This is a genomic window from Bradyrhizobium sp. CCGUVB23 (assembly GCF_024199885.1).
Classification (GTDB): Bacteria; Pseudomonadota; Alphaproteobacteria; order Rhizobiales; family Xanthobacteraceae; genus Bradyrhizobium.
On sequence record NZ_JANADQ010000001.1, the window covers coordinates 84,371 to 96,184 of the forward strand.

The window sequence follows — 11,814 nt, forward strand, 5'->3', positions numbered from 1 at the left end:
CCTGCAGCATCACCATACTCAATGCAGGAGCGGCGTGCGCAAGTCGAGGGTCAGCGGAAACTCAATTGTGCGTTCCTCCGGCGGCGGCTGGCTGGGACCTGGCGTATGACCGTGGTCCTGGAAGCGCGCAAGCCGCCGCGCCTCGGCCTCGTAGGTGTTGACCGGCTTGGTGTCATAGTTGCGGCCCCCGGGATGGGCGACGTGATAGACGCACCCGCCGAGCGAGCGGCCGTTCCAGGTATCGATGAGGTCGAACGTCAGGGGCGCGTGGACGGGTATCGTCGGATGCAGGCCGGAGGCTGGCTGCCAGGCCTTGAAGCGGACGCCGGCCACGGCTTCCGCCGAGCGACCGGTCGGGGTCATCGGCAGGCGGCGGCCGTTGCAGGTCACGACATGGCGGCCTTCGATGAAGCCTTCCGCCTTCACCTGAAGCCGCTCAACTGAACTATCAACGTAGCGCACGGTGCCGCCGGCCGAGCCCTCCTCGCCGAGCACATGCCAGGGCTCCAGCGCCTGGCGCAATTCCAGCGTCACGCCGCCATGATGGACCCGGCCGAAGGCAGGGAAACGGAATTCGAGCTGGGCCAGATACCATTCCGGCTCAAAGGGATAGCCGGATTGCTTCAACTCAGAAAGTACGTCAACGAAATCCTCCCAGATGAAGTGAGGCAGCATGAAGCGGTCATGCAGCGCCGTGCCCCAGCGTACGAACTTGCCGGCTTGTGGCTCGCGCCAGAGCTTTGCGATCAGCGCGCGGATCAGGAGCTGCTGGGCCAGCGACATGCGCGGATCGGGCGGCATTTCGAGCGCGCGGAATTCGACCAGGCCGAGCCGCCCGGTCGGGCCTTCCGGCGAATAGAGCTTGTCGATGCAGATCTCGGCGCGGTGGGTGTTGCCGGTGATGTCGACGAGCAGGTGCCGGAACAGACGGTCCACCAGCCAGAGCGGCGTCTGGTAGCCCGGCGGCGGCACGTGCGAGAGCGCGATCTCGAGCTCGTAGATGCTGTCATGGCGCGCCTCGTCGATGCGCGGCGCCTGGCTGGTCGGGCCGATGAACAGGCCGGAGAAGAAATAGGACAGCGACGGGTGGCGCTGCCAGTACAGCACGAGGCTCTTCAACAGGTCGGGCCGGCGCAGGAACGGCGAGTCCTGCGGGCTCGAGCCGCCGACCACGATGTGATTGCCGCCGCCGGTGCCGGTGTGGCGACCATCGACCAGGAAGCGGTTGGCACCGAGCCGCACCTTCGCAGCGTCCTCATAAAGACCGGACGTGATGTCGACCGCCTCGCGCCAGTTCTTCGCCGGCTGGATGTTGATCTCGATCACACCGGGATCGGGCGTCACCTTGATGACGTCGATACGCGGATCGAACGGCGGCGGATAGCCCTCGACATGGACCGGAAGCTGCATCTCCTCGGCGGTGTCTTCGAGCGCGGCGATCAGCTCGAGATAATCCTCGATCCGCTCGACGGGCGGCATGAAGGCGCAGAGCACACCGTCACGGATTTCGACCGCCATCGCGGTGCGCACTGGGATCGTCATATTGAGATATTCAGGCGCCACCCGCGGCGGCGACGGCGGCCGCGGCATGCGGCTGAACACCGGCAGTTGCTTGCGCACCTCCATCGGGTCCTGCTCGATGACGTAGGGATATTGATTGGGCGGGACGTAACCGAGCGAGCCCATCGGCAGCCGCAGCCCCAAGGGCGAGTCGCCCGGCGTCAGGAACAGATGGCTGCGCCGGAGCCCCCAGCGTTCGCTGCGCCAGCGCGGCGGCGCATTCCAGCGCTGCACCGGCAGCACGAACCCGCGCGGCGTGCCGAGCCCCTGGTCGAACACCCGCGCCATGCGCGCACGCGCTTCCGGGTCGGACAGCTTGGAGTCGGAGGGATCGACATTGACGGGAAGGTCGGCTTCCTTCTGCAGCCAATAGGCGGGATCCTCATAGGCCGGCATGATGTAGGCGGGATCGAGCCCGAGCCGCGCCGCCGTGCCCTCCATGAAGGCCTCGGCGTCCCTGACCTCGGCGCGGCGGGGAGTTTCGACCTTCGCGATCAGGTCGGCATTCTTCCAGATCGGCACGCCGTCCTTGCGCCAGTACAAGCCGAAGGCCCAGCGCGGCAGGCTCTCGCCCGGATACCATTTGCCCTGCCCGTAGTGCAGCAGACCGCCCGGCGCAAAGCGCGTGCGCAGACGGCGGATCAGATCGTCGGCGAGCGCGCGCTTGGTCGGGCCGACGGCCTCGGTGTTCCACTCCGGCGCTTCGAGATCGTCGACGGACACGAAGGTCGGCTCGCCGCCCATGGTGAGCCGCACGTCCTGCGCGGCGAGGTCGCCGTCGACCTGCTCGCCGAGTTCGTTGAGGCGCGTCCAGGCTTCATCAGAGAAAGGCTTTGTGATGCGAGGCGCTTCGCGGATTCGCCTCACGCTCATGTCGAAGGCGAACTCGACCTCGGCAAAGCCGGCGCTGCCGGAGATCGGCGCCGCCGACCGGTAATGCGGCGTGGCGGCTACGGGAATGTGCCCCTCGCCTGCCAGCATGCCGGACGTGGCGTCAAAGCCGATCCACCCTGCACCTGGCAGATAGACCTCGGCCCAGGCGTGCAGGTCCGTGAAATCCTTCTCGACCTCGGGTGGTCCCTCGATCGGATCGATGTCGGGACGGATCTGGATGAGGTAACCGGAGACGAAGCGCGCCGCGAGACCGAGATGGCGCAGCGTCTGGATCAGGAGCCAGGCGGAGTCACGGCAGGAGCCTGCGCCTGAGGCGAGCGTTTCCTCCGGCGTCTGCACGCCAGGCTCCATGCGGATGATGTAGCGCACCCGCTCCTGGAGCTTGCGATTGAGCTCGACCAGGAAGTTGACGGTGTTGCTGGCCTCGCGCGGGATCGACGCAAGATATTCGGCAAACAGCGGACCGGGCGTGATGGTCTCGAGATAGGGCGCGAGCTCGGTCTTCAGATCCTTGGGGTACTGAAACGGAAAGCTGTCGGCATAGGGCTCGACGAAGAAGTCGAACGGGTTGACCACGGTCATCTGCGCCGTGAAATCGACCTCGATCCTCAGCTCCGTCGTCTTTTCCGGAAAGACGTAGCGCGCCAGCCAGTTGCCTTGCGGGTCCTGCTGCCAGTTCACGAAATGATTGGGCGGGGTGACCTTGAGCGAATAGCTCAGGATCGGCGTCCGCGTATGCGGCGCCGGCCGCAAGCGGATGGTCTGCGGGCCGAGATCGATCGGACGGTCATACTTGTAGTGCGTGACGTGGTGTAATGCGACGTAGATCGACACGGATGCGGTGCTCCAGCAGCTTTTTTAAGCAGAACACCTGATGTCATCGCGATCAAGCACTAACAACGGGCAGCGCGTGCCTACAAGGCGTGCGAATGGCGAGTCGCGAATGGCGAATAGTCGAGTAAATCCTCTATTCCCTACCCCCTATTCGCTATTCGCCTCTCTCACATCGTCGCGCCGATCACCCAGGGCGCGAACTCGGCGCCGCCGAAGTCGAAGCTCTCACTCTTGGTCGGCTGTCCCGAGGCCGTCTTCAGAATGAGATCGAAGATGCGCTGGCCGCATTGCTCGACCGTCTCGGAGCCTTCGAGGATGGTGCCGCAATTGACGTCCATGTCCTCTTCCATGCGCTTGTACATGGGCGTGTTGGTCGCAAGCTTGATCGACGGCGCGGGCTTGCAGCCAAACACACTGCCGCGGCCCGTCGTGAAGCAAACGAGATTGGCGCCGCCTGCAACCTGGCCGGTCGCGGCAACCGGGTCGTAGCCGGGCGTGTCCATGAACACAAAGCCCTTCTTCGTCACCGGCTCTGCATAGCGCAGCACGTCGACGAGATTGGTGGTGCCCGCCTTGGCCATCGCGCCGAGTGACTTCTCGAGAATCGTGGTGAGGCCGCCCGCCTTGTTGCCGGGGCTCGGATTGGCGTTCATCTCGGCGCCTTCGCGCTCGGTATATTCTTCCCACCAGCGCATGAGATCGACGAGCTTTTCGCCGACTTCGCGGCTGACCGCGCGGCGCGTGAGCAGATGTTCTGCGCCATAGGTCTCCGGCGTCTCCGACAAAATCACGGTGCCACCGTGACGCACGATGAGATCGCTGGCCGCGCCGAGCGCGGGATTGGCTGATACACCGGAATAGCCGTCCGAGCCGCCACACTGCAGCGCCACAGTCAGCTCGCTCGCCGGTACCGCTTCACGTTTCACGTTGTTGGCGTCAGCGAGCGCCTCCCGCACGAAGGCAACGCCCGCCTCGACCGTCTTGCGGGTGCCGCCGACCTCCTGGATGTCCATCGCGCGCAAGCGCCCGGCGAGTTTCTGCTCCTCCATCAAGCCGCCGATCTGGTTCACCTCGCAACCAAGGCCCAACACGATCACGTGCGAGAAATTGACGTGCCGCGCGTAGCCGCCGAGCGTGCGGCGAAGCAGCGCCAGCGGCTCGTTCTGCGTCATGCCGCAACCGGTCTTGTGGGTCAGCGCAACGACGCCATCGACGTTGGGGAATTCGGCCAGCGGATTTTCACCGGTGAAAGGATTCTTCTTGAAGACGTCGGCGACGAGGCCAGCGACATGCGCACTGCAATTCACCGAGGTGAGGATGCCGATATAGTTGCGCGTGGCGATGCGGCCGTCGGGGCGGCGGATGCCCTCGAAGGTCGCCGGCAGGTCGAAATTCGGCGTCGGCTTGACGTCGGCGCAATAGGCATAGTCCTTGGAAAAATCGCCCATGCCGCAATTCTGCGTGTGCACGTGCTGGCCGGGCGCAATCGGCGCGGTGGCAAAGCCGATGATCTGACCGTAGCGCTTGACCGGCTCGCCCACCGCAATCGGCTTGATCGCAACCTTGTGCCCGGACGGGATGCGGTCGACCGTCGTCACGCCGTCAGCCACCACCGTTCCGGGTGGCAGACTGGAACGCGCGATCACCACGCCATCATCGGGATGCAGGCGGATGACGGGGGCTGGGGTCATGATCGTTCTCCTTGGTCTTCAAAAGTATCGTGCCCCGGATGCTGCGCAGCGCGCAAGCGGTGCGCTGCTGATGCGGGGCCCACGCATGACGTCGGCAACTGGGTCCCGGCTCTGCGGTGCAACGACCCGCTTATGGCGCTGCACCGCGTCCGGGACTCGCGAGATCAAGCCTTGCCGCCGGAATCCTTCCGGGTCTGGTTCACCTGCATCTTGGCGTAGGTCGACATCAGACCGACCTCGTTCGACAGCGTCACCAGCTTGAAGCCCATGTTGATCGCGCGCGCGGCACCTTCCGCGCCGCTGCAATGGATGCCCGCGTTGAGGCCGCGCTTGCCGCATTCCTTGATGATCTTCTCGTAGATCGCGAGGATCTCCGGCTCGGTACGGTCGAGCTTCGGCTCGAGCCCGTAGGAGAAGCCTAGGTCGGACGGGCCGATATAGACGCCGTCGATGCCCTCGACGTCGAGGATCGCTTCCATGTTCTCGACCGCGGTCCTGGTCTCCATCATCGGCAGCAGCACGGTATCGTCGTTCGCCGTCTTCTGGTAAGTGCCCGCGGTGCCATACATGCCGGCGCGGATCGGCCCGTTGGAGCGCACACCCTTCGGCGGATATTTGGAATAGGAGACGAGGTTCCTGGCCTCCTGCGGCGTATTGATCATCGGGCAGATCACACCATAGGCGCCGCCATCGAGCACCTTGCCGATGATGCCGGGCTCGTTCCAGGGCACACGCACCATCGGCGTCACGGGATGCTTGTCCATCGCCTGGAAGCACTGAACCATCGACAGATAGTCCTGCACGCCGTGCTGCATGTCGACGGTGACGCTGTCGAAGCCGCACTGCGCGATCACCTCGGCCGAGAAGCCGGAGGGGATCGCGAGCCACGCATTGACCACGGCCTTGCCCGACTTCCAGATCTCTTTGACTTTATTCGCCACGTTGCCTTCCTTCCCTGTTGGTCTTACTCGCCGTCATTGCGAGCGAAGCGAAGCAATCCAGAATCCGTCCGCGGCAACACTCTGGATTGCTTCGTCGCTGGCGCTCCTCGCAATGACGAAATTGAACTAGCTCGTCGCCCTCTGGATGCTGACCTCGCTGACACCGACATCGCGGGCGGTATCGACTATCGCCGCCCAGGTGTCATCCGGCAAGGGCACGCCGTTCCTGGTGCGCTCGGCCCGGGTCTTCCGTTCGGGGTCGCCGGGGATCAGGACCTGCTCGACGCCGGCCATCGGCTTGGTGGCCCGGATGAAGTCGATATAGCGCGACACTTCGGCGTCGAAAACATCGGACGTGTCGATCACCTTGGGGTCGACAAAGAACGCAAGCATGCCGTTAGCGAAGCGGCGGCCGCCTGAGGTGGCGCCGGTTCCGGTCAGCGCGCCGCCGAGCAGCTCGCAAATGAACGCAAGGCCCGAGCCCTTGTGCTCGCCAAAGGCGCGAATCGCGCCCGTCCCCCGGGTGTGATCGCGCTGGCCGTCGGGCGTATACGGCCCATAGAGAACGACCGGGTCCTCGCTTAAACTGCCGTCGGAATCGACCAGCGCGCCCTTGGGCAGCTTCTTGCCGCCGCGGCTTGCGACCAGCACCTTGCCCTCGGCGACGATCGAGGTCGCAAAGTCCAGGACGATCGGATCCTGGCCCTCGCGCGGAATGCCGACGCAATAGGGAGCAGTCGACAGCCGCTTCTGAACGCCGCCGAACGGCGCGACCAGAAGCGAGCCGGCAGCGTTGACAAAATAGACCGAGACCAGCCCCTCAGCCGCAGCCATCTCGGCCCAGTCGCCGACGCGGCCGATATGGCCGGCATTACGCAGGGCGACCGCGGCGAGGCCCGCCTTCTTGCACTTCTCGATGCCGATCTTCACCGCTTGCGGCGCAACCGTCTGGCCATAGCCGAACTTGCCGTCGACCACCGCGAGCGAGGGCGTATCGAGCACAACCTCGGCGCTCTGGTTCGGCACCACATTCCCAGTCATCTTCCAGCGGATATAGACGGGCACGCGGATCACGCCGTGGCTGTCATGGCCGGTGAGATTGGCCGTCGTCAGATAAGTCGCGATGCGCCTGGCTTCTTCCGGCGACGACTCCGCATGCGAAAACACCTCCGTGACGAAGTCGATCAGCTTCTGAACCTGAATGATGACCATAACGGGCCTGTTTGCCTCTTCCTTGTTCCCTGCCGGATGAAACCGCTGAGATGCGGCATCAGTGGCGGCGCCGATTTTGGGCAGATCGGCTTGGGCGGCACTTTGAGCGAAAAAAAGCGGCCGTGTCCATGGTTCTCGCCGCTTGCGCGCGCATATCTGGTTTCACTCCTCGGCTATTGCCTCGTCCGCGCTTCCAAGTCCTGCAAGGCTCTGCTCGAGCTCGCCCAGCATCTCCTGAAGATCAGCGAGCTTGCGTGTGCCAAAGCGTCGCGTGATCTCGGCGTAAATCGCTTCCGATGTCGGCGCCACGACCGCCATCAGCTTCACGCCCTTCTCGGAGATCGACACCATGCTGCGGCGCTGATCCTCTTTCGCCGTCTTCCGCTCGATCAAGTGGCGGGCTTCGAGATCGCGCAGGATGCGCGACAGGCTGGGCCCGAGGAGAAACGCCGTACGCGCGAGTTCCGTGACCTCGACCGCGCCGATGGCCGCGAGCGCGCGGAGGATGCGCCATTGCTGCTCGGTGAGGCCATGTTGGCGCAGCGAAGGACGGAACTGCCGCATGACCGCCTCGCGCGCCCTCAACAACGACATCGGCAGCGAGCGCGAGAACTCGCGCATCGGCACCTGTCGGGCGGCAGGCCCGCTTCCGTTCGCAGGATCAGTCGGTTTCTTCTTCGCCATGACGCCCGCGCTCAAGTCCCAAAATGTTTGCACTGCAGCAAACCCGAATTGGGTTTGACGAATTCATTTAACATGTTAAGTATCTCTCGGCACCACGATTTGTAAGATCACAGATGGCGCTTTCCAACGACGATATTCTGAGCTGCGCGAGGCGTCTGCACCAGGCGGAGAAGACGCGCACGCAAATCAGGCAGCTCTCGCAGGACTATCCCGCGATCACCATCGCCGATGCTTACGCGATTCAGAAGGCGTGGGTCGACATCAAGCTCGCTGAGGGGCGTATCGTCAAAGGCCACAAGATCGGCCTGACCTCGAAGGCGATGCAGAGCGCGCTCAGCATCGACGAGCCGGATTCCGGCGTGCTGCTCGATGACATGTTCTTTGCCGATGGCGGGCTGGTGCCGACGGATCGCTTCATCGGCACCCGTGTGGAAGCCGAGCTTGCCTTCATCATGAGCAAGCGGCTTTCGGGCCCCGACTGCTCGATGTTCGACGTGCTCAACGCCACCGACTTCGTGGTGCCCGCGCTGGAAATTCTGGACACGCGGATCGAGCGTGTCGATCCCAAGACCAAGGCAACGCGAAAAATCTTCGACACCGTCGCCGACAATGCGGCCAATGCCGGCATCGTGCTCGGCGGCCGGCCGATCCGCCCGCTGGAGGCTGACCTGCGCTGGATCGGCGCGCTCTGTTTCAAGAACGGCCAGCTAGAGGAGACCGGCCTTGCGGCCGGCGTGCTCAATCATCCCGCGACCGCCGTTGCCTGGCTCGCCAACAAGATCGCGCCGCTCGGCCTTGCGCTCGAGCCGGGGCAGGTCGTGCTCGCTGGCTCCTTCATCCGTCCGATCGAGACCCGCAAGGGCGACACAATTCAAGCCGATTATGGCGCCTACGGCTCGGTGAGCTGCTACTTCGCCTGACAAACGAGAAGCACAGGAAGCGAAACCGCCATGCCGCATTTCTCGATCGAATATTCGGCCAACCTCGACGACCGCGTCGATATGAGCGCGCTGTGCGAGGTCGTACGCAAGGCGGCGGTCGAGACCGGCATCTTCCCGCTCGGCGGCATCCGGGTCCGCGCGATCAGATGTGAGTCTTACGCAATCGCAGACGGTCGAAAGGACCTTGCCTTTCTCGACATGGTACTGCGCATCGGCGAGGGCCGTGACCTGCCGACACGCCAGAAAGCCGGCGAGCACGTCTTCCAGGCGCTCTCCAGGCATCTTGATCCCGTCTTCGCGAGCTCGAAGTTCGCCCTGTCGTTCGACATGCAGATCAACGACAAGGAGACGAGCTGGAAGCGCAACAACATCCACGACGCCCTGAAAGTGGAGGCTGCCCATGGATAAGCCCATGCCGAAAGCCGATGTGTTCCAGGCCAACCGCGAGCGCACGGCGCCGCTGCTGAAGAAGCTCCGGGCCGACGGCATCGGTCACATGATCGGCGGCAAGACCGTCGCCTCGATCTCGGGCGAGACCTTCGAGACGAAGTCGCCGGTCGATGGCGCCACGCTCGCGAGCGTTGCCCGCGGCAATGCCGAGGATATCGACCGCGCCGCGACCGCTGCCGCGACTGTCTTCAAGTCCTGGCGCGACATGGGCCCTGCGATGCGGCGCAAGCTGTTGCATCGGGTCGCCGACGCGATCGAGGACAATGCCGACGACATCGCCGTGCTCGAATGCATCGACACCGGCCAGGCCTATCGCTTCATGGCAAAGGCCGCGATCCGCGCGGCCGAGAATTTCCGCTTCTTCGCCGACAAATGCGCAGAGGCTCGCGACGGCCTCAACACGCCGAGCGATGAGCATTGGAACGTCTCCACGCGCGTGCCGATCGGCCCCGTGGGCGTGATCACGCCCTGGAACACGCCGTTCATGCTTTCGACCTGGAAGATCGCCCCAGCGCTCGCGGCCGGCTGCACCGTCGTGCACAAGCCGGCCGAGTGGTCGCCGGTCACCGCCGATCTCCTCGCCAAGCTTGCCAAGCAGGCCGGCATTCCCGATGGCGTGCTCAACACCGTGCATGGCTTCGGCGAAGAGGCTGGCAAGGCGCTGACCGAGCACCCCGCGATCAAGGCGATCGGCTTCGTCGGCGAAAGCGCGACGGGCTCGGCGATCATGAAGCAAGGTGCGCCCACGCTGAAACGCGTGCATTTCGAGCTCGGCGGCAAGAACCCGGTGATCGTGTTCGACGATGCCGATCTCGACCGCGCGCTCGATGCCGTCGTGTTCATGATCTACTCGCTCAATGGCGAACGTTGCACGTCATCGAGCCGTTTGTTGATCCAGGAGAACATCGCGGAGAAGTTCGTGGAGAAACTGACCGCGCGCGTGAAGGCACTCAAGGTCGGTCATCCCCTCGATCCCGCAACCGAAATCGGGCCGCTGATCCACGAGCGACACCTCGCAAAGGTCTGCTCCTATTTCGACGTCGCGCGGCAGGACGGCGCGGTGATCGCCGTCGGCGGCAAGGCCTATGACGGCCCGGGCGGCGGACACTACGTCGAGCCGACGCTGGTGACCGGTGCACACAGCAAGATGCGTGTCGCGCAGGAGGAAGTGTTCGGCCCGTTCCTCACCGTACTCCCCTTCCGCGACGAGACCGACGCGATCGAGATCGCCAACGACATCCGCTATGGCCTCACCGGCTATGTCTGGACCAACGACATGGGCCGCGCGCTACGCGTCGCGGACGCGCTCGAAGCCGGCATGATCTGGCTGAACTCGGAGAACGTCCGCCATCTGCCGACGCCGTTCGGCGGCATGAAGGCCTCAGGCATTGGCCGCGACGGCGGCGACTATTCGTTCGACTTCTACATGGAAACCAAGCACGTCTCGCTCGCGCGGGGCACGCACAAGATTCAGAAACTGGGAATTTAGAACCACCGTCGTTCCGGGGCGACGCAAAGCGTCGAACCACAGATGCGCAATTGCGCATCGGGGAACCTCGAGATTCCGGGTTCGGTCCTGACGGACCGCCCCGGAATGACTGGCTTAGAGAGGGGAAACGCAATGCCCGCACCGCAACACGTCTTCGAGCCGCCGTTCAACATCATCCGCTCGAGCCACGCCGTGCTCGACGTGACCGATCTGAAGCTCAGCCGCGAGTTTTACGAGACCACCGTCGGACTGCATGTCGAGGATGCCGACGACAACGTCGTGTACCTGCGCGGTGCGGAAGAGCATCAGCATCATTCGCTGGTACTGCGAAAGGCCGCCGTGCCAGCCTGCAACCGCCTCGGCTTCAAGGTCGGCAACGAGAAGGATCTCGACAAGGCGGCGGCGTTCCTCGCCGAGAACGGCCTCAAGCACGCCTTCGTCGACCAGCCCTTCCAGGGTCGCACGCTGCAATTCACCGATCCCTTCGGCTTCCAGATCGAGCTCTACGCATCGATGGAGAAGCGGCCACATCTGCTCCGGCGCTACGATCTCTACAGGGGATGCCACCCGCAGCGGCTCGATCATTTCAACGTCTTCGCAGCCGAAGTGCAGGACACCGTCGATTTCTACGCGCGGCTCGGCTTCCGCCTCACCGAATATGCCGAAGAGGATGGGCCGAACGGCCGCATCGCCGCCGCCTGGATGCATCGCAAGGGCAACGTCCACGACTTCGCCATCACCAACGGCAAGGGCCCGCGCCTGCATCACTTCGCCTACTGGACACCGACGGCAATGAACATCATCCATCTCTGCGACGTGATGGCCTCGGCGGGCTTCGTGAAGAACATCGAGCGCGGTCCAGGCCGCCACGGCATCTCGAACGCGTTCTTCCTCTATGTCCGCGACCCCGACGGCCATCGCCTCGAGCTCTACACCAGCGACTATTTTACGGGCGATCACGACCATGAGCCGCTGCGCTGGTCGCTGCGCGATCCGCGCCGGCAGACGCTGTGGGGCGCGCCCGCCCCGCGCTCGTGGTTCGAGCAGGGCTCGCCGTTCACGGGACAGGCCGTGCGCGAGCCCAAATTCGTGGCCGACGTGCTGGTGGCGGACTGAGT

The 11,814-nt window shown here is 64.3% G+C and carries 9 protein-coding genes; 4 read left to right on the forward strand and 5 right to left on the reverse strand.

Annotated features, from left to right (window positions below; genetic code table 11):
- Positions 1-18: 18 nt before the first annotated feature.
- From NLN62_RS00370 to hpaR, 5 genes are all read right to left on the reverse strand, one after another.
- A complete protein-coding gene (locus NLN62_RS00370; protein ID WP_254106966.1) occupies positions 19-3,288 on the reverse strand; it encodes a DUF2126 domain-containing protein in 3,270 nt (1,089 codons plus the stop codon).
- Between the two features lie 167 nt (positions 3,289-3,455).
- Complete coding sequence (locus NLN62_RS00375) at positions 3,456-4,979, reverse strand: UxaA family hydrolase (RefSeq protein ID WP_254106967.1); 1,524 nt, start codon at positions 4,977-4,979, stop codon at positions 3,456-3,458.
- A gap of 164 nt (positions 4,980-5,143) precedes the next feature.
- Positions 5,144-5,920, reverse strand: a complete 777-nt coding sequence (locus NLN62_RS00380; protein WP_027528216.1) for an HpcH/HpaI aldolase/citrate lyase family protein — start codon at positions 5,918-5,920, stop codon at positions 5,144-5,146.
- A 126-nt stretch (positions 5,921-6,046) separates the two neighbouring features.
- Entirely contained in the window at positions 6,047-7,132 is a 1,086-nt protein-coding gene (locus NLN62_RS00385; protein WP_254106968.1) for a malate/lactate/ureidoglycolate dehydrogenase, read from the reverse strand.
- Between the two features lie 162 nt (positions 7,133-7,294).
- On the reverse strand, positions 7,295-7,816 hold the full coding sequence (gene hpaR / locus NLN62_RS00390; protein ID WP_027528218.1) for a homoprotocatechuate degradation operon regulator HpaR: 522 nt from the start codon (positions 7,814-7,816) through the stop codon (positions 7,295-7,297).
- Between the two features lie 113 nt (positions 7,817-7,929).
- Here hpaR and hpaH point away from each other — a divergent pair, with 113 nt between their 5' ends.
- The 4 genes from hpaH to hpaD all read left to right on the forward strand — a co-directional run bounded on the left by hpaH (position 7,930) and on the right by hpaD (position 11,812).
- Entirely contained in the window at positions 7,930-8,736 is an 807-nt protein-coding gene (gene hpaH / locus NLN62_RS00395) for a 2-oxo-hept-4-ene-1,7-dioate hydratase (protein ID WP_254106969.1), read from the forward strand.
- Between the two features lie 30 nt (positions 8,737-8,766).
- The gene (locus NLN62_RS00400; protein WP_254106970.1) at positions 8,767-9,165 is read left to right on the forward strand and encodes a 5-carboxymethyl-2-hydroxymuconate Delta-isomerase; all 399 of its coding nucleotides are present in this window, start codon (positions 8,767-8,769) and stop codon (positions 9,163-9,165) included.
- Positions 9,158-10,696 carry a 5-carboxymethyl-2-hydroxymuconate semialdehyde dehydrogenase gene (gene hpaE / locus NLN62_RS00405; protein WP_254106971.1) on the forward strand — a complete coding sequence of 513 codons (1,539 nt, stop codon included), beginning with the start codon at positions 9,158-9,160 and terminating at the stop codon, positions 10,694-10,696. The genes NLN62_RS00400 and hpaE overlap by 8 nt, the downstream gene beginning before the upstream one ends.
- A 132-nt stretch (positions 10,697-10,828) precedes the next feature.
- Complete coding sequence (gene hpaD / locus NLN62_RS00410; protein ID WP_027528222.1) at positions 10,829-11,812, forward strand: 3,4-dihydroxyphenylacetate 2,3-dioxygenase; 984 nt, start codon at positions 10,829-10,831, stop codon at positions 11,810-11,812.
- The last annotated feature ends 2 nt before the right edge of the window (positions 11,813-11,814 follow it).

What these genes read in the sequence shown, in the direction of transcription:
- NLN62_RS00375 (WP_254106967.1), bottom strand. Translation starts at nt 4,979, where the DNA reads ATGACCCCAGCCCCCGTCATCCGCCTGCATCCCGATGATGGCGTGGTG.
- NLN62_RS00385 (WP_254106968.1), bottom strand. Translation starts at nt 7,132, where the DNA reads ATGGTCATCATTCAGGTTCAGAAGCTGATCGACTTCGTCACGGAGGTG.
- hpaR (WP_027528218.1), bottom strand. Translation starts at nt 7,816, where the DNA reads ATGGCGAAGAAGAAACCGACTGATCCTGCGAACGGAAGCGGGCCTGCC.
- hpaH (WP_254106969.1), top strand. Translation starts at nt 7,930, where the DNA reads ATGGCGCTTTCCAACGACGATATTCTGAGCTGCGCGAGGCGTCTGCAC.
- NLN62_RS00400 (WP_254106970.1), top strand. Translation starts at nt 8,767, where the DNA reads ATGCCGCATTTCTCGATCGAATATTCGGCCAACCTCGACGACCGCGTC.
- hpaE (WP_254106971.1), top strand. Translation starts at nt 9,158, where the DNA reads ATGGATAAGCCCATGCCGAAAGCCGATGTGTTCCAGGCCAACCGCGAG.
- hpaD (WP_027528222.1), top strand. Translation starts at nt 10,829, where the DNA reads ATGCCCGCACCGCAACACGTCTTCGAGCCGCCGTTCAACATCATCCGC.